At 50.8% G+C, this 19,978-nt stretch carries 12 protein-coding genes; all 12 read left to right on the plus strand.

The window, feature by feature from the left end; translation table 11 throughout:
- The first annotated feature begins 92 nt into the window (after window positions 1-92).
- The 12 genes from recA to BMW65_RS19180 all read left to right on the plus strand — a co-directional run bounded on the left by recA (window position 93) and on the right by BMW65_RS19180 (window position 19,970).
- Window positions 93-1,100 (plus strand): recombinase RecA, encoded by a 1,008-nt coding sequence (gene recA / locus BMW65_RS19125; protein WP_090607900.1) that lies wholly within the window; start codon window positions 93-95, stop codon window positions 1,098-1,100.
- Between the two features lie 123 nt (window positions 1,101-1,223).
- Window positions 1,224-1,793: an RNA polymerase sigma factor gene (locus BMW65_RS19130; protein WP_090607902.1), complete on the plus strand. Its 570-nt coding sequence runs from the start codon at window positions 1,224-1,226 to the stop codon at window positions 1,791-1,793.
- 85 nt (window positions 1,794-1,878) lie between these two features.
- Complete coding sequence (locus BMW65_RS19135) at window positions 1,879-3,039, plus strand: FecR family protein (protein ID WP_090607904.1); 1,161 nt, start codon at window positions 1,879-1,881, stop codon at window positions 3,037-3,039.
- Between the two features lie 279 nt (window positions 3,040-3,318).
- Entirely contained in the window at window positions 3,319-6,765 is a 3,447-nt protein-coding gene (locus BMW65_RS19140; RefSeq protein WP_177181220.1) for a SusC/RagA family TonB-linked outer membrane protein, read from the plus strand.
- 19 nt (window positions 6,766-6,784) lie between these two features.
- Complete coding sequence (locus BMW65_RS19145) at window positions 6,785-8,503, plus strand: RagB/SusD family nutrient uptake outer membrane protein (protein ID WP_218145466.1); 1,719 nt, start codon at window positions 6,785-6,787, stop codon at window positions 8,501-8,503.
- 51 nt (window positions 8,504-8,554) lie between these two features.
- The gene (locus BMW65_RS19150; RefSeq protein WP_177181221.1) at window positions 8,555-10,783 is read left to right on the plus strand and encodes an FAD-dependent oxidoreductase; all 2,229 of its coding nucleotides are present in this window, start codon (window positions 8,555-8,557) and stop codon (window positions 10,781-10,783) included.
- Window positions 10,776-11,522, plus strand: coding sequence for an SGNH/GDSL hydrolase family protein (locus BMW65_RS19155; protein ID WP_090607910.1), 747 nt, complete (start codon window positions 10,776-10,778; stop codon window positions 11,520-11,522). The genes BMW65_RS19150 and BMW65_RS19155 overlap by 8 nt, the downstream gene beginning before the upstream one ends.
- The gene (locus tag BMW65_RS19160; protein WP_090607912.1) at window positions 11,519-13,180 is read left to right on the plus strand and encodes an FAD-dependent oxidoreductase; all 1,662 of its coding nucleotides are present in this window, start codon (window positions 11,519-11,521) and stop codon (window positions 13,178-13,180) included. The genes BMW65_RS19155 and BMW65_RS19160 overlap by 4 nt, the downstream gene beginning before the upstream one ends.
- 3 nt (window positions 13,181-13,183) lie before the next feature.
- Window positions 13,184-14,407: an MFS transporter gene (locus BMW65_RS19165; RefSeq protein ID WP_090607915.1), complete on the plus strand. Its 1,224-nt coding sequence runs from the start codon at window positions 13,184-13,186 to the stop codon at window positions 14,405-14,407.
- 60 nt (window positions 14,408-14,467) lie between these two features.
- A complete protein-coding gene (locus tag BMW65_RS19170; protein ID WP_090607917.1) occupies window positions 14,468-15,073 on the plus strand; it encodes an RNA polymerase sigma factor in 606 nt (201 codons plus the stop codon).
- Window positions 15,074-15,161: 88 nt separating this feature from the next.
- The gene (locus BMW65_RS19175; protein WP_177181222.1) at window positions 15,162-16,403 is read left to right on the plus strand and encodes a FecR family protein; all 1,242 of its coding nucleotides are present in this window, start codon (window positions 15,162-15,164) and stop codon (window positions 16,401-16,403) included.
- A gap of 171 nt (window positions 16,404-16,574) precedes the next feature.
- Window positions 16,575-19,970 (plus strand): TonB-dependent receptor, encoded by a 3,396-nt coding sequence (locus BMW65_RS19180; RefSeq protein ID WP_090607921.1) that lies wholly within the window; start codon window positions 16,575-16,577, stop codon window positions 19,968-19,970.
- The last annotated feature ends 8 nt before the right edge of the window (window positions 19,971-19,978 follow it).

Genomic DNA, 19,978 nt, shown 5'->3' on the forward strand with positions numbered 1-19,978 from the left:
AACAAAAAAATAGCTGATTTCCTATAAAAATCGAAAAAAATTAGTATTTAATCAAAATTAGCGTTACCTTTGACCGAATAATTACTAAAACCATGAGCAACCAAGAAAAATTAAAAGCTTTACAGCTTACTTTAGATAAACTGGAAAAATCTTACGGAAAAGGCACCATCATGAAGTTGGGTGATGCTGCGGTAGAACCTATTGACGCTATTTCCACTGGTTCCATTGGTTTGGATATCGCATTAGGTATCGGTGGCGTGCCAAAAGGCAGGGTTATCGAGATATACGGCCCCGAATCTTCCGGTAAAACTACCTTGGCCACACACATCATTGCCGAATCCCAAAAAAAAGGCGGCATTGCGGCATTTATTGATGCAGAGCATGCCTTTGACAAATATTACGCAAAAAAACTCGGCGTAGACATCGAAAATTTATTAATCTCCCAGCCTGACAATGGTGAGCAAGCGTTGGAAATTGCGGACAATTTGATTCGATCCGGAGCCATTGATGTGATCGTCATCGACTCGGTCGCTGCGCTTGTTCCTAAAGGTGAAATTGAAGGCGAAATGGGGGATTCCAAAATGGGCCTCCAAGCCCGTTTGATGTCTCAGGCTTTGCGGAAACTCACCGGCACCATTTCCAAGACCAAATGCTGCTGCATCTTCATCAACCAGCTACGCGAAAAAATCGGTGTCATGTTTGGCAATCCTGAAACAACCACCGGTGGAAACGCCCTTAAGTTCTACGCTTCCGTGCGTCTGGACATCCGCCGCATGGCACAAATCAAGGATGCAGATGAGGTAGCAGGCAATCGTGTAAAGGTGAAGATTGTGAAGAACAAGGTCGCTCCCCCTTTCCGTGTTGCCGAGTTTGACGTCTTGTTTGGCGAAGGTATCTCCAAAGCTGGCGAGATCATTGACTTGGGGGTAGACTTCAATATTATCAAAAAATCCGGTTCGTGGTTTAGCTATGGAGACACCAAACTCGGCCAAGGCCGTGATGCCGTGAAAAACTTGCTCCTTGACAATCCCGACCTCATGGACGAACTTGAAACCAAAATCAAAGCGGAAGTAACCGCAGAGAAACTGGAGGAGCTGTAAAAGCTCCTTTTTTGTTTTTTTCAGCTGGCCCCGTCGTCTATCAGATTAATCCAACACTTACAACCCCGTATTAAGGCCTCTTGATATTCCCTGAATTTACTACCTTCGCAGGGAAAACCAACGATGGCCGCATACTCCAACTATACGGATGAAGCATTGGTGCCTTTACTACAGAAAGGCGACAAAGCCGCCTATACCGAAATTTACAACCGCTATCATGGCCTTCTTTACATCTTTGCTTACAAACGCTTAACCGATCGGGAAGAGGCAAAAGACATTATCCATGAATTGTTCCTCAAGCTCTGGACCGATAGGGATAGGCTCGAAATCACCGGCCACCTTTCAGCCTACTTGTATGCTGCCGCGCGCAACCGCATCATCAATTCCATTGCCCACCAACAGGTAGCTACCCGCTACATCGATTCTTTCCTTTCGTATATTGAGCAGGTGGATCACCAGTCGGCCGATCACCTTGTGCGGAATAATGATCTACAAGCTTTTATTCAAAAGGAAATCAATAGCCTACAACCCCGTATGCGGGAGGTATTCGAACTGAGCCGCAACACCAATTTATCCCGCAAGGAAATCGCCGAAAAATTAGGTATCTCCGAAGAGACCGTCAAAAGCCATATGCACAACGCACTAAAGCTATTAAAAGCCCGATTGGGAGACCTGTTTCTTATGGTATTCTGATCATTTTTTAAAAAAGTTAACCTTTCACTCACCCCTACCCCCCGCTTAGCTGTCTTACTATACAACAGGCTAAAGGCTAACCATTATGGACAAACAAACTGCTGAAAATATCTTAGCACGCTATCGCGCCGGCAACTGCACCGAAGCTGAGCAGCAATTAGTAGAAAGCTGGATATTGCACGGCGTTACCAGTCCACTGGATTTGAACGACGCACAGCTACTGGAAGACCTGTTGGACATTCGGCTACGTTTGGAACGTAATTTACACGCACAGCATCCCACAAAAACATACCGCCTCCGCAAATGGCTGCCCTATGTCGCTGCCGCACTTATTGCATTGGCTGTGGGTGCCTTGGTAATTGGTGATCAGTGGTCGATAACTGGCGACCAATGGTCAGCGATTAATGATGCGGATATTGCTCCCGGAGGAAATCGAGCTACCTTGACCCTTGCCGATGGGCGCACCATTGATTTGAGCGAGGCGCAAGGCAGCATTATCATTGGAGACAGGATCACGTATGCTGATGGAAGCTTGGTGCTTAGTTCGGGGTCCGGGGAACAGCCCCCGAAGACTAACCATGACGAATCTCGTCTGCTGACGTTAACCACTCCCCAAGGCGGCACCTACCAAATCACTTTGCCCGATGGCACCAAAGTGTGGCTGAATGCGGCCTCCACGCTGAAATACCCGTCGCGGTTTGACAGGAAAGAACGGATTGTGGAATTGGAGGGCGAAGCGTACTTTGATGTCAGTGAACAGTGGTCTGCAGCCGATAGCAGGTCCGCGAACAAAAAAATACCCTTCCTCGTGAAAACGAAGGAACAGACGGTAGAAGTTTTAGGCACTCAATTCAACATTATGGCCTATGCAGACGAAGTGGAAACCAAAACTACGTTAGTAGAAGGTAAAGTAAAAGTATCGGACTTCACGCTAAAACCCGGCCAGCAAGCCACGCTTCGCGGAACGGCTATCGACATTCAAGTGGCAGACATCCAATCCGTAGTTGCCTGGAAAGAAGGTTATTTTGTGTTCAATGGCACCGAATTACGGGATGCGATGCGGCAATTGAGCCGTTGGTATAAGGTGGAAGTCATTTATGAAGGCAACATTCCGCGAACACCATTCTTTGGAAAAATCAGTCGGGACGATACACTGGTTGAAGTACTTGATATTCTTAAAGCGGGAAAAGTGAATTTTCGGATCGAACAGCGGGAAAAGATTAACCGAGTCGTTGTTATGCCATAAGTAGTCCTTTTTATAAATAACCAATTATTAATTTACCAAACTAAAAGCGATGATGAGAAATAAAAGAAAAACTTGACAGAGGTGGCGGTTGTTCGTAACAAAAAAGACCGGATGGTGTTGAAGCCACCGTCCGGCCGTAACGCTTGAATATACCGCTATCGACAAGGCGATCATTGATGTAACCAATTAATAACGTAATCCAAACAGTACAAACATATGATTTTTTGTTCATGTGTTAAAAGCCGTCCTTGGCTTTTGACAGACCGATTATTACTAACTATGAAACTAACCGTTTTTCTGACCCTGATGACGGTATTGCAGGTAAGCGCTGCGGTAAACGCACAGACGATTTCCCTCGAAGTGCGCGACATGCCCTTGCCCGAAGTCATGGAACGCATCCAGGCACAGAGTGGTTATCTTTTCTTCCTGCAAGGGGAAAAATTAGCGAAGATGAAGGTAAGCGCGCGTATCCAACAGGTTGAGCTTCGTGAGGCCATGGATATGCTCACCGATGATTTAGGACTGGAATGGGTATTGAAAGGCAAAACCATTATCCTCCGGCCCGCCCCCCCTACCGTGGTTCAGCAGCAGCGTGTCATCCAAGGGACCGTCGTGGATTCCCTGAATAGTCCGCTGGAGGGTGTTACGGTCACGGTCAAGGGAACAAGCCGGGCCACTACCACCGATTCCGCTGGCCGTTATCGCCTTACCTTACCAGCGCAAGACAATGCACTGGTTTTTTCGATGGTAGGCTTCCAACCCACGGAACTGGCCATCGGTGAATCTGACATGGTCAATGCCACCCTGCATATGTTGACCAGTGACATCAATGAAGTTGTTGTCATTGGATACGGTACGACCACGAAGCAAGACCTCACGGCCGCCGTTTCTTCCATTTCGCAGGAAGCATTAGGGCAACGGACAATGGTATCACTGGCCGACGCCATGCGCGGTAAAGCCGCTGGGGTACAAATCTCACAGGATGACGGCACACCGGGATCAGCCTTCACCTTCCGGATCCGGGGAGCCAGTTCCATCAGTGCGGGCAGTACGCCCTTGTTCGTCATCGACGGCGTATTGCAAGACAATGCAGATAACATCAATCCGGGGGATGTTGAGTCCATCGAAATCCTCAAGGATGCATCCGGTACAGCGATGTATGGCGCCCGTGGGGCAAACGGGGTGGTCATGATTACCACTAAAAGCGGGAAAGCCGGCCGGACAAATGCGGAATTTTATTCCAACCTTACCGTCCAGACACCAAGCCGACAGTTTCCGGTAATGGATGCCCAGGAATTTGCACGAGCACGTTTCCTGGCATCGGCATACGTATTTTCTCCTCCGAGCGCAAGCGACCCCAACGTTCCTGCCAACGTCCTGCCTGAATTTACCTACTTTCGGGACACCCCGCTCGGCGAGCCCGGAGGTTTCTGGGGAGTCGCTCAGGATGCCCTATACCACGACTGGGAAAATTACGGGTCGCCGGACTCGATCAATACCAACTGGCAGGATGCCATGTTCCAGCATAGCTTGGTACAAGAATACCGGCTAAACATTTCCGGCGGTACCGAGAAAACGAAGTTTTCCCTGATGGGTGGTTATTTGGGGCAAGGTGGGCTTGTCGTGTTCAGCGACTACGAACGGCTAACAGGCCGTTTCAACCTGCAACAGCAATTGTCACCAGCCATTAATATGACCTTGAACCTTTCGGGCGATCACTCCGCGACGAACGGCTTCATCGCCGGCTCCCTAAATGGTGGCGTCGTTTCCAATACCATCGTTACGGCCATGCTCGCCAAGCCGCCGACGGAGCCCTTGACGCAAAGCGACGTGGAAGACAATGTCGCCGTCGATGACTACATCACCACGAATCCCTATTCCTTGGCAAAGTATGTCACCAATAACCGGTATCCAACCAATTGGCTGGCCCGATTGAGTTTCGATGCCAAACTCAACAAACAGTTTACCTATAAGATCACCGGTACCTATTCGACTACCAATGTAAATACGGATGCCTATTATCCGAAGTTCACCGGCTCGGGTTCGCGGTTCAATGGTCGCGCTTACCTGTCCAGGGGTACGACCACCAAACTGATGAATGAAAATCTGCTGTATTATAAAAACCAATTCGGCGATTCCCATCGGATTAATGCGGTCGCCGGGGCCACGTTTGAACGGCAACGAATCAACTTGGTCACGGCAGAAAACCAAAACTACGACATCGAAATCCTGGGAGTCTACGGCCTTCAAAACGGCACGGTACCCATCATCCCCACCTATAACATCACGGAATGGACAATGGCATCGTTTTTTGGGCGGGCAGAGTACAGCTATAAGGGAAAATACCTCCTGACGGGAACATTCCGTGCTGATGGGTCTTCCCGTTTCAGCAGAAGCAGCAAATGGGGGTATTTCCCCTCCGCAGCCATCGCGTGGAACATTTTCCAAGAAGATTTTATGGAAAATGTACACGCCATATCGAATCTTAAGCTCCGGGCAAGCATTGGGCAAAGCGGAAATACGGCCATACCTTCCTACCTCACGCTATCTACCATTGGTACGTATTTTTCGCCCATGGATGGCAATACACCCAACTATGGTGTGGTCGTCGAGCGCCCCGAAAACCTCGCGTTGAAATGGGAGACCACCACCCAGGTGAATACCGGTCTTGACGTAGGTTTACTGGACAACCGGGTAAACCTGACCGCTGAATGGTATTTGAAGCGAACCCGGGACCTGCTTATCCAAAAGGTGACCCCGGGTTACAGTGGCTACCGAAGTACCTGGACAAACCTCGGCGCCATCCAAAACAGCGGCGTTGAACTGACCTTATCGACGACCATCTTCGACAAGCCTGATTTTGCGTGGAATCTCGACGCCAATATCGGTTTCAACCGTTCAAAGGCCCTAGAAGTAGGAGCAGATCTGGGCTTAGATCCCGGCGTGGTACCCGGCGTGGGAAACAGTGCCTTTATCCGCAATGGACAACCCATAGGCCAGTGGTATGGTTATGTCACCGACGGTATTTATCAATCGTACGAAGAGATTCTGTCATCCGGGCTCCGGTCCATCAACGGCCAAGCCATCGCAGCCGTACGGCCGGGTACGCGGCGGTTTATCGATCAAAACGGCGATGGCGTCATTGACGCCAACGACCGGGTGGTACTGGGTACCGGACAACCCGATTTTATGGGCGGGCTCACCAACCTGTTGCAATATAAGCAATTCAGCCTCAATACAGTCATCACCTACAGCTACGGCAATCAGGTCTACAACGCCAACCGGGTCGCACTGGAACACGGGCGCAACATCAACAACATGTCCAAAGGGCCTGCCGATGCGTGGCGGCCAAGCTTGTATGACTTAAATACCGGTGCGTTGGTTGAAACGGGGAATCCCACCAATGTATACCGGATGCCGGGTGGGCCGGAAGAGCTACTGATGCTGTCGGATTGGGTCGAAGACGGATCGTTCATCCGGTTGTCGGATGTCACCTTGTCCTACAACCTGGGGAATAATGGGATAGCCAAGCTAAAACGTTTTGGTATCTCAGGTTTAACCGTGTTTGCCAGCGGGAAAAACCTGTGGGTATGGACCGACTACTCCGGTTATGACCCCGAAGTAAATACCCGCCAGGGAAATTTCGGAGATCTGATGCCATCGCTGGATTATGCTTCCTATCCGCGGTCGCGGATGTATGCCCTTGGTTTTAGGTTGAGTTTTTAATTAGTCAATTCCTTTCATCATGAAAAAAATAACCATACGGATGAAAATCGATAACACAAAGCTTTGGATGATCGCATTGCCTTTGCTTTTTATGACATCGAGCTGTGAAAAATTCCTCGCTGAAGAACCCGAAACACAATACACAGCAGACAACTTTTTTGTCGATAAAGTGACGCTTGATGCAGGCTTGGTCGGCATGTACTCGTCGGCAAAGGACTTGTTTGGCGTATACACCAACACGCCCCTGTTTATGACGGAGCTGGGTACCGACGAAGCCATGTTCAAGGGTTCCACGGGCGTCCGCTTCAATTTTGACCGGTATACGTTTTCGATCAACGAAGGTGCTGTCGGCGAATACTGGTTCCGGCATTACGAGATTGCTGCGCGGGCTAATGTACTAATAGACGCCGCGCAAAAGGTTGAAGCGATTACCGAAGCCCAGCGCAATGAGGTGCTTGGCGAGGCACGGTTTATCCGTGCATTTGTATACTTCCGGCTGGTACAGGCATTTGGCGAACTGCCCATTGTCGCCGAACCGATTACCGGTGAGTTTGACTATGGACTACCCCGCAGGCCCATTAGCGAAGTATATGATTTTATTCTGGAAGACCTGCGTTTTGCTACCGGCGAAGGCATACTCACGACCGCCAAAACGAATAACGGGCATGCTAACCACTGGGCTGCCAAAACCTTGCTGGGCAAAGTCTACCTCACCATGGCCTCGGCCAAGGAGGCGGCAAAAGTACCGGGTTATGCCGGAATACCCCAACCTTCCGATGAATTGTATACGTTGGCGTGGGAGACCTTAAAGGATGTAAAAGACAATAGCGGAGCCGAGTTATTGCCCGTTTACGGAGACGTATTCAAAATTGAAAACAAAAACGTCAACAAAGAATCTATTTTTGAGCTCCAGTTCAGTGCCGTTGTACCCTACGGCACCCAATGGACCAAAGAATACGGCATGATTGCCTCGGGCACCATCAATGGCAATCCAGCCTATCACACCAACGCGATGATCGGGCAATGCAACCTCGTGTATGTCCCCAAATTCTACACCTACTACAAGCCCTCGCTTGATGCGCCGGACTATGATGTGAGGCGGCTCTGGAACCTCACGGATTCGATGGTCAACGTGATCAACAACGTTCCCGACTCGCTGACGTATATCTGGGGGACTGCCTATTCACCCGACAACTACAACCAGGTCGTCATGGGTCGTTGCGGGGTGACAAAATACCGCTGGGGCGACTCCTGGCGCGAGACTTCGGATTACCTCTATTCCAATGCCCCTAATAACGTGATTGTACTCCGCTTTGCGGATGTGCTCCTCATGTTTGCAGAAGCGGACTATAAGAAAAACGGGGTGATTTCGGACGAAGGGCTCGAAGCCATCAATCAGGTGCGTCAACGGGCGCGTGGACTGGGTGCCAACGGATTGCCGATTCCCGAATCGGAGACTCCCGGCTTCCTCAATTACACGGCCTCGGATATCGATATGGAAGAAATCATGATGGAGCGCGCGCGGGAGCTATGCTTTGAATTCCAGCGGTGGTTTGACTTGGCGCGTACCGGCATGTTTGAGTATTTCCTCGAAAAAACCCGTTCGGCTTCGTTTACGACCATCGTCAATACCAGCACGAACTTCGATCCGGCCAAACATTACCTCTTCCCGATACCCCAAAGCCAGATCGACCTTTCCACCAATCCGGAAGGTTTCCAACAGAATCCGAATTACTAAAAAATATCCAATCACATGCTATACAACAGGAATCAAATCATTAAGCTCACCATGAATCATACATTCGGCAAGACCGCTGCACGCTTTTTTTTCATCATCAGTATCTTCTTGGTCTTCTCCGGCTATTCGCGGCATGCCGCCGCCCATACCGCTCGCCATGAACCCACATCTGCTGACTTGATTGTGTATGGAGGCACGCCAGCAGGCGTCATTGCGGCAGTCGCTGCAGCACGGATGGGCCACTCGGTGATCATCGTTGAGCCACAAGTCCGGATCGGTGGAATGACCTCAGGTGGGCTTATCCGTACGGACGTGGGCGATGAAGAAACCATTGGCGGGCTATCCAAGGAGTTTTTCAACCGCAATTTGGCCTACTACGTCAAGCAATACGGCGAAGGATCCAAGCAGGTTGAAAAATCCTACCAAGGTTATTTTACCGAACCCCACGTAGCCGAACAAATCTTTAATGAGATGGTGAAGGAACAAGCCAACATCACCGTGCTGACCCGTCACCGATTGGTGGACGTGGCTATACAACAGCAGAAAATAGCTTCCATCGCCATTGAACGCGTCGCATCGGGTGAACAGCAAACCCTCTCGGGGAAGATGTTTATCGATGCAAGCTATGAAGGCGATCTGATGGCCGCAGCAGGCGTACCCTATCGCGTGGGGCGGGAGAGCCAATGGGAATATAACGAATCCTTTGCCGGAGTCAACTACGGCCCCAAGGAAATCCGTGGAATGGGTGACCATAAACTACAGGCATACAACATCCGGGGTACCCTCACGCGGCGCGAAGACATCCGTGTGTTGTTTCCAAAGCCGGATCACTACACGCCTGAACGTTTCGAGGCGATGAAACAGAAAATACTCCAGGAAGGCTATACGAAGCTGGAAGAATTGATGCCCCATCTCATCGGTGCGGAAATGCCCAATGGCAAACACGATAACAATGATGGCGATTTGCCGGGCGTAAACTTTGCCTATCCCGAGGCAAACTGGGAAGAACGGCAACAGATCTACGCCATGCACCGCGACCATTGGCTGAGCCTCTTTTACATGCTCCAAAATGACCCTGAACTTCCCGAGGCATTCCGTGCAGATGCGCGAAAATGGGGTTTGCCTTCGGATGAATACCCCGAAAACAACCACATCACGCCACAACTTTACGTGCGTGAGGCCCGGCGGATGGTGGGCAAATATGTGTTGACCCAAAATGATATCCGCACCCACCGCTACAAGGAAACAACCATCTGTGTCGGCAGCTACAACATGGACTGCCATGTGGTAGATTACCTCATGACAGCAAAAGGAATCGTGCCCGAAGGCGGTTTCATCGAACCCTGCGATGCCTATGAAATCCCTTATGAAATCATTGTACCCCACAGCAACGAAAACCTTCTGGTCATTGGTGGTTTTTCGGCCACCCACGTGGCTTATGGATCGGCCCGCATGGAGCCCGTATTCATGATGCTGGGCCATGCTGGAGGGTTGGCAGCACACCTTGCCCTGCAATCCGGTAGCGCGGTGCAGGATGTAGCCGTCAAGCAGCTACAATCCCTGCTGACCCAGCAAGGTGCCATATTGAAAGCCCCTTACCTGCCGGATGTGGCCATCCATTTCACGCCGGCCGAACCCAAAGTGGGCGAAGAAGTAACGTTTACCGTGGAGGAAAAGGATGTCCGCGCTCCACTCAAAAAAATCTGGTGGAGCCTGGACGGAACGGGAGAAATCAACGCCACTGACAAAATGGTTAAACACACGTTCACTTCAGCGAAGGTCAACGAGATTACCCTACTGGTGGAAGACGAAAACGGATTGCGTTCGCCATTTATCAAGGCAGAAGTCCCTGTCGGCGAATCGGCTATCCGTGACGTGAATGTAGAAGCCGAAGACGGCGAAATAACAGGCGAATGGATCCGCTCGCGCTCGCCAAATTATGATTTCCGGCTGCTGTATATCGACGGCGACACGAAAAAAGGTGGGAAAAAAACGCGGTTTGTCCCCGATTTGCCTAAAACCGGCCGGTACATGGTTTCGGTTGCCTATTCACCGGGTGAAAACCGGGCGACGAATGTACCCGTCACCATCCAGCATAGCGACGGCACCAGCAACGTTACGCTGGACCAATCTACGGCCAGTACCCTTTTTGTGTACAAGCCCTTGGGGGAATTCCGCTTCGAGGAAGGCGAATCGGGCTGGGTGGAAATCAGCAATGCAGGAACCACCGGACAGGTCGTTGTAGATGCAGTAAAATGGATCTGGCTCGGTGATGAATAGGAAAACATTTATTTGGGATTTGGGTGCCCTGACCGCCGGTTTCTCCGGACTGAGCTGGGCAGGGCACCCCTCCTATCTCAATCAAAGCAGTGAAGACGAGCCGTTGGTCGTGAATGCCGGGGTAAACGGCAACAATACACGGAACCTGCTGGCGCGGGTAGCACAAGACTGCCTGTCTCACCGGCCGGATCTGGTCATTCTCATGGTCGGCACAAACGACATGAACCACGGCAAGTACGTACCACTCAACGAATATGAAGCCAACCTCACCAAGCTTGCCGATCAACTAACAGCCAGTGGGAGTCGGCTGCTATTGCTGAGTATGCTGCCATTTTATGAACCTTATCTGCTGACCCGGCATCCGGAGGAGTTCTTCCAGCCCGAGGGTCCATCGGGACGACGGGCCGCATACAATGCCGTGATTGAAAAGGTGGCGCATGAAAGCGGCACTGCCTTTTTTGATATCGGGAAGATCTTCGAAAGAATCGGAAAAATCGGGCTGGATAACGATTCGCTGCTCCGCAACGAAGCTAACAGCGGTCGGACCGACGGTGTCCATCCCACACCGAACGGCTATCGCTTCCTCGCCTTAGCCGTCGGTCAATTTATCCAATATCACCAGCTCCCGATGAGGCGAATCGTCTGTTTCGGTGATAGCATCACCCGTGGCGACGGGTCGGTGGATAAAGAAAGTTATCCGGCTTATTTACGTAAATTGTTTATATTAACAACGTTATGAAAAAACTAAAAACGGTACTGTTTGCGCTAATTGCGCTATTAACCATTACGAGTTGTTCGTCTCCAGCCACGGATCACGCTGAAGCCGACATCATTATCTATGGTGGCACAGCCTCCGCGATCACCGCGGCGGTACAAGCTAAGCAACTGGGTAAATCGGTCATTGTGGTGTCGCCCGACAACCATTTGGGCGGCCTGTCTTCGGGTGGGCTGGGCTTTACCGACACAGGGGACAAGTCTACCATCGGTGGCCTCGCCCGTGACTTCTACCACCGGGTCTACCTCCATTATGAAGACAGTGCGGCATGGCGCTGGCAGCAACATTCGGAGTATGGCAACAAGGGGCAGGGCACACCGGCTATTGATGGCAATGCCCGCACAATGTGGATATTCGAGCCCCACGTAGCCGAAAGCGTATTTGAAAGCTATGTGGACGAAAATGGCCTAGACGTGCGCCGCGACGAGTGGCTGGACCGTGATTCAGGTGTGGCAGTGGAAAACGGCCAAATCGTTTCCATCACGACGTTGAGCGGAACGACCTACCGGGGCAAGATGTTCATCGATGCCACCTATGAAGGCGACTTGATGGCCGCGGCCGGAGTCAGCTACCACGTAGGACGGGAGGCAAACAGCGTATACGACGAACAGTGGAACGGTATCCAGACCGGTGTACTGCATCACAAACACTGGTTTGCATCGGATATCAGCCCCTATCAGGTCCCCGGCGACAGCACCAGCGGTTTGCTGTACGGCGTATCGACGGATCCGCCGGGTGAATACGGACAGGGCGATCATCGTTTGCAAGCCTACTGTTTCCGTATGTGCCTGAGCAATCACCCGGACAACCGCGTCGCTTTTCCGAAACCGGATGGTTATAATCCAGCGCACTATGAATTGTTGGCACGCGTATTTGCCTCGGGCTGGCGGGAGACGTTCGAGAAGTTCGACCCCATTCCCAATCGCAAAACGGACACCAATAACCACGGCCCATTCAGCACGGACTTCATTGGCATGAACTACGACTATCCCGAGGCCAGCTATGAACGGCGCCGGGAAATCATTAAAGAACATGAGGATTACCAAAAGGGCTTGATGTATTTCTTGGCCAACGATCCAAAAGTGCCCGAAGAAGTCAGGGAGGAAATGGCACAATGGGGGCTGGCCAAAGACGAATTTACCGACAATGGCAACTGGCCACACCAACTGTACATCCGGGAAGCCCGGCGCATGGTAGGTCAATACGTGATGACCGAGCACGACACCTTCAGCGAGCGGGAAATCACCGACCCTATAGGCATGGGATCGTACACGCTCGATTCGCATAACGCACAGCGCTACATAAAGCCGGACGGATTTGTACAAAATGAAGGCGACATTGGCGTCAGCACAAAGAAAGGGCCTTACCGCATTTCCTATGGCTCAATCATCCCCAAGAAAGGGGAATGTGCAAACCTATTGGTACCCGTATGCCTATCCAGCTCACATATCGCCTTCGGCAGCATCCGCATGGAGCCGGTGTTTATGATCCTCGGCCAGAGCGCCGCTCTTGCGGCCTCACTGGCCATCGATGGCGATATGGCCGTGCAGGACGTGGACTACGCCGATTTGGAAAAAGCATTGCTGGAACAGCAGCAAGTACTGTCAAAACCCAACAAGTAACCCATGAATGTAAAAACCAAACTCATTGCCGCCGTCACCGTGGCGGCCCTCGGTTACTTCGTAGACATCTATGACCTGCTCCTGTTCAGCATCGTGCGCGTGGCATCCCTCCAGGACCTCGGTCTCAGCGGTCAGCAGCTCACCAACACCGGCATCCTCCTGCTGGACATCCAGATGGCAGGCATGCTCATCGGCGGCATCGCCTGGGGTATCCTCGGCGATAAGAAAGGACGCCTCTCCGTCCTGTTCGGATCCATCCTCATGTATTCCATCGCCAATGTTGCCAACGGGTTTGTCACCTCCGTCACCCAATACGCCATCTGGCGCTTCATCGCAGGCCTCGGCCTGGCCGGTGAGCTCGGTGCCGGTATCACCCTCGTGGCCGAACTCATGCCCCGCGAAAAACGCGGCTTTGCTACCACGCTCGTCGCCTCCGTGGGCATATCCGGTGCCGTGGTCGCCTACCTCGTGTCCGACTTCTTCCACTGGCGCACCTCCTTCTTCATCGGCGGTGGGCTCGGCCTGGCCCTGCTCCTGCTCCGCATCGGCGTGGCCGAGTCCGGCATGTTTGACCATGCCAAAAAAACCGTGGGAAACCGCGGCGACTTCTTCGGCCTGTTCCGCTCCCGCAAAAACCTGCTCAAGTACCTCCGCTGCATCCTCATCGGCATGCCCCTGTGGTACGTGGTGGGCATACTCGTCACCCTGTCACCCGAGTTTGGCAGGCTGCTCGGCGTAAGGGGCGACATCAGCGGCGGGCAGGCCATCGCCTGGTGCTACGGCGGCATGACACTCGGCGACATTGCCAGCGGCCTGCTCAGCCAGGCGCTCCGCAGCCGCCTGAAAGTGGTCTATACCTTCTTGGGCATCGCCGTCGCCAGCATTGGCATTTACTTCTTCCTTACCCCGCAAAGCCTGGGCGCCTTTTACCTGCTCTGCGGCCTGCTGGGCTTCTCCGTGGGCTACTGGGTCATTTTCATGACCATAGCCACCGAGCAGTTCGGCACCAATATCCGCGCCACGGTCACCACCACCGCGCCCAACTTCGCCCGCGGCGCGCTTGTGCCATCCACCATCCTCTTCCACCTGGTGACCCAGTGGACGGGCTCCATGGTTACCGGCGGGCTCACCGTCGGTGTCCTATTGCTCGCACTGGCCTTCTGGGCGACTCTGGGCATGAAAGAAACCTTCCATAAGGACTTGGATTATGTGGAGGAGCTAAACTAAGCAGTGGGTGTGGCTAATTGCATTTTCCAAAAATTACGTATCTTTGGAAAAAAACCAATTATGCCACACCCATCACCAACGATCGATGCCGATGTAGTGCGTAGGCTACGTGACGGGGATAACATGGCTTTTGACGAAGTTTACAAAACCTTTGCTCCTGTACTCTACCAGCGTCTACTGCGCTTGCTGAAAGACACCGACACGGTGGAAGAAATCTTACAAGATACCTTTCTGAAACTTTGGGAAAAGCGAGAGCAAATTGATCCCCAACAGGGATTCAAGACCTACCTATATCGCATTGCAGACCATTTGGCCATTGACCTTTTCCGTAAAATAAGCCGTGATAAGGCATTGCAGCAAGAGCTGTGGGCCAGTACGGTAAGTTTTTATCTCCACAGCGAAGAGACGTTGATCGCCAAGGAACAACGTCAACTCATTTCTGCCGCCATCGATCGGCTCCCACCAAAGCGCAAGCAAATACTCTTGCTGTGCAAACTGGAAGAAAAGAGCTACCAAGAAGTAGCTGAACTGATGGGAATTTCCGTTTCAACCGTAAGCAATCAATTGGTAAAAGCCATCAAGGAAATCAAAAGTTACGTGCTCCAATCGACCCGTGATGAGCAAGCGGTTATCTTGTATCTTTTGTTGGCCTTTCATATCGCCTGACCATAGCTCACTATTTTTTTATTTTCCAATAGTGTGTTTGGTCTGCTCGAACGTATATACATACAAACGAATTATAACCGCATTATCATTGGAGAATCGCAAGGCAATACTCGATTTATTGACGGCCTATTTAAATAAGCAAGTCAGCCGCGAAGAATTTGACCAATTATTCACGCAGCTCGCTGCACTGGAAGACGAGGCCTTCAAGGAGATTATCCTTGATGCGTTGGACAGCGAATCTACTTTGAGCGATACCGATTTCATCCAAGCGCGCGTTGATCAATTATATCCACAGCTTCATGCGAAAATCAAGAAACTTCCCGAGGCAATCGCCGATCCAATAGATACACAAAAATCGACCCGTCAAATCTGGTGGAGTATGTCTGCCGCAGCCGCCATCCTCATTTTCCTGCTTGCGGGTATTTACTTTTTCACAGACAGATCGCGTCAATACAAACCCATAGCCATCACACCGGAACAAATTCTTCCGGGAGGTAATCGTGCGACGCTGACACTTGCCAATGGGCAAACCATTGATCTGAACATAGAGCAAAGTGGAATTGTCATTGGAGATGGGATTACTTATGCAGACGGAACTGATATTTTAGACGACAGATGGGCAGACGGAAAGGAAAGTCCAATGTCTAATGTCTCGCGTCTATTGTCTCTAAGTACGCCGAAAGGCGGCCAATACCAGATAACCTTATCCGATGGGACGAGGGTATGGCTCAATGCGGCCAGTTCGATCACCTATCCTGTCGCGTTTGAAGGCGGTAAGCGCGAAGTCTCTCTTCAAGGAGAGGCTTATTTTGAAGTGGCAAAAGACAAATCCAGGCCATTTATCGTAAATACCACCAAACAACGCGTGGAAGTACTTGGCACTTCATTCAATATCAACGCCTATGAAAATGAAACGGCCACGAAGACAACGCTGTTAACCGGATCGGTACGTATACAAGCATCCGAAGGGGCCCAAGCAAATGGAAACAGCCAGATGCTTGACCCAAATCAACAAAGCGTCGTGAACCATCAGGATAATAAAATTACGGTCAACCACATCGACCCAAGTGCCGCTGTGGCGTGGAAAGACGGATTATTCAACTTCCACGGATTAAGCATCGATGAATCGATGAAACAGATTGAGCGTTGGTATGATATTCATGTCGTGTATAAAGGCAAAAAACCTGAAGGCTATTTGGGCGGAAAAATGAGCCGCGGAGTGAAATTAGCTACTTTTCTCAGCTTTTTAGAGAAAGATTTCCACATTAAATCGGAATTGCAACCAGACCGTACACTTATCTTATTCGTTTCGAAAGAATCTAATAACTGATTAATAAACTTAAATTGAATAATCATGAGGAGACCACCACCATAACCCCAGCGGGATACCATAGAAAAAGCAGGGAAGTGTTGACGCCACTTTCCCCGCCATATGCCATGGGCTATCCCTGATACGATAATCGGATTATTTCACAAAGTATAACCTTAGCATCACAAAGTTATGAAAAAAAAGCGAGGCTTGGAAGGTTTTTGCCTACCTCCTAAGCTCCACACCAATAAATCTATTTTACGGCAAGTTGTCATGGTCATCAAAGTGAGTTATGTATTGCTATTGATTACTTGCATGCAATTGCAGGCCCGCACGTATTCACAGACCATCACCCTGAATACGAAGCGGACATCGCTGGAAAATGTATTTAAAGCGATTGAGCAACAGACCGGTTATGTGATACTTTACAACTACAACGAGTTGCAACGCGCTAAACCGGTTTCCATTTCGGCGACCCAAATGGATATTCACCGGTTTCTTGACAAACTCCTTTCCGATCAGCCTTTTACCTATACAATTGAGGATAAGACCATTTTGGTCACGAATAGGCCCGCGGCAACGGCACTATCCATCAATCCTGAAAAAGCAGTTACGCAGCTGCCCCAGCAACGATTGATCACCGGATCCGTGACGGACGAAACGGGCAGTCCGCTCGAAGGCGTCACCGTCACCGTCGACGGTACGTCGGCAGCTACCACAACCAATGCGCAGGGCAACTATCGCATTCAAGTGCCTGAAACCGGCACTATCCTGGTGTTTACCATTGTGGGATTTGAAGCCCTAAAGCAACCGATAGGTGATAGACACACCATCAATATTGTGCTGAAAGCATCCATGAGCGATTTGGACGAAGTGGTGGTGGTAGGATATGGCAGCCAACGTAAGCGAGATCTTACCGGTTCGGTTTCTTCAGTTGGCGCTGACCAGCTTGCGGCATACCCCACGGCAGGGGCCGTTCAGGCCCTACAGGGAAGGGCCCCGGGGGTGGCCGTATCGAGTGTAAACGGTGAGCCAGGCCAAGCCCCCCGTATCCGCATTCGTGGAGGTACGTCAATTAACGCAAGCAGCGAACCGCTGTACGTAGTTGACGGTTTTGCAGGCGGTTCGCCCCCTCCTCCGGAAGACATCCAGTCCATAGACATCCTGAAGGACGCTTCGGCCACAGCGATCTATGGATCTCGCGGAGCCAACGGCGTTGTACTGATTACAACAAAAAGCGGTAAAGCCGGAAAAACCCAAGTGGGGTTTAGCAGCTCCTATTCTATCCAAGAAATAGGCAAGAAGTTGACACTGCTCAACGGAGAACAGTTTGCCCAATACATCAACGAAATCTATCAAAATGACGGATCGTCCATTGTACCTTATCCCAACCCCGAGCAATATGGCGCGGGTACAAATTGGCAAGATGCGGTTTTCCGGACGGGTGGATTGGGGAATAGCCAGCTTTCTGCCAGCGGAGGTACCGACGGAATCAAATTTTATACATCCGTCGATTACTTCAACAATAAAGGGATCATAACCAATTCGCTGTTCGATCGCATATCTGGTATGTCCAACTTGGACATCAAGCTAAATGACCGTGTACGGTTCGGCACGAAGATGTTCTATTTACGTTCGAAGAGCGATGGCGTTTTGACACAAGAACCCAGCGGCGGGTCTACGGGTACCGGTGTGATTATGGCCGCGCTAAAGTTCGAGCCTGTCCAGGACATCTTTGGCCCGGACGGGACGTATACGCTGTCTCAGGTTGGCGACCCGCACGACAACCCGGTAGCGGTTGCCAGGGAACGCGAAAGCGGCAGGATAACCGATTTGTTCCAAGGCAATGCTTACGCCGAGCTGGATCTGTGGCGTGACCTGACATTTCGATCGACTTTTGGTATCCAGACCAACAATTACCGAACGGGCGAATATATCCCTACCACGTTGAATGCGGGAAGAAATTACGGGGGGATCGGCTCTATTGCCGCAAATAAGCAAACGATGGTCATCAATGAAAATTATTTGACTTATGACAAACGCATTGACGAGTCAAATAGGCTCATGGTGATGGGCGGCTATTCCTATCAGTTTTCCCGGGGCGAATACTGGCGGGCTTCCAATCAGAATTTTGTCACCAATTCATTCTCGTATTGGAACCTGGGCGGCGGCTCTAACTACCAAAACGCTGCATCGAGCCTTACCGAATGGGTACTATCGTCGTTCTATGGGCGATTAAACTACAACTTCAAGGACCGGTACCTGCTTACCTTCACCGGACGATACGACGGCTCCTCCCGTTTCGGCGCTAACAATAAATGGGCTTTTTTCCCATCCGGCGCCGTCGCATGGAACATAAAGGAAGAACCCTTCCTTCGGGATGCCGACATATTATCGCTGTTCAAAATCAGGGCAAGCTATGGGGAGACGGGGAATACAGAGATCGGCTCTTACCGATCCCTCGCCAAATTCTCGCCGTCGTTTACCATTATTAATGGCAATCCCGTCAATGCCGTCTTGCCTACCGATGTGGCCAATGCCAACCTGACTTGGGAAAGCACCCAACAGACCGATATCGGGATAGATGTAAGTTTCTTCAACAGCCGGTTGTCTTTCACAGCCGACTACTATAATAAGAAGACCATGCAACTGCTTTATGACGTGCCGCTTCCTGAATACTCCGGGTATACAACCTCACTGCAAAACATAGGAAGCCTGCGCAACAAAGGGTGGGAATTTGCATTGTCTACCATAAACTTGGATCGCGACTTTAAGTGGAATACCGATTTCAATATTTCCTTCAACCGCAATAAGATCCTGAAATTAGCTGGGGGTGATTTGCTATACTCTACCGCCCCGGGGCATATGCTTTCTACGGATTCGCAGATCCTACGTGAAGGGCAAGTTATAGGGGCGTTCTACGGTTGGGTATTTGACGGCATTTATCAAACAAACGACGATTTCAGTGCGGAACCCCACAAAAATCCAGGAGATGTCCGGTACCTGGATATCACAGGCCGGGACGCCGAAGGCAACCTTACCGGTGTTCCCGATGGCGTGGTGAATAATGACGACCGCCGGATTATCGGCAATCCACATCCCGATTTCGTGTTCGGGTTCAATAACGACTTCCGATTCAAAAACTTCGATTTCAACGTCTTTTTCCAAGGGAGTGTGGGCAATGACATGATGAACTATACCCGATTGGAACTGGACTGGATGGCGGGCAAGAGCAATGCAACAATTGATGCCTTGAACCGGTGGACGCCGACGAATACAGACACAGATATCCCAAGAGCCTCGGGCGCCAACAAATCGGAAGTATCATCCCGCAGCGTGGAAGACGGGTCTTACCTTCGGTTGAAGAACCTGACGATTGGATACAACATAGAAGAACCAAAATTGCGGCATTTGGGCGTGTCAACGCTGAGGGTATACGTCAGTGCCCAAAATATCTGGACGGTCACCAACTATTCGGGCTATGACCCGGAAGTAAGTTTCCAAGATTCCAACATTAATGTGGGATTAGATTATGGGAGTTATCCCAATGTCAAATCATGGACATTAGGAGTCCGTATCGGTTTTTAGTCAACTAA

It is taken from the genome of Parapedobacter koreensis (genome assembly GCF_900109365.1).
GTDB classification, from domain to species: domain Bacteria; phylum Bacteroidota; class Bacteroidia; order Sphingobacteriales; family Sphingobacteriaceae; genus Parapedobacter; species Parapedobacter koreensis.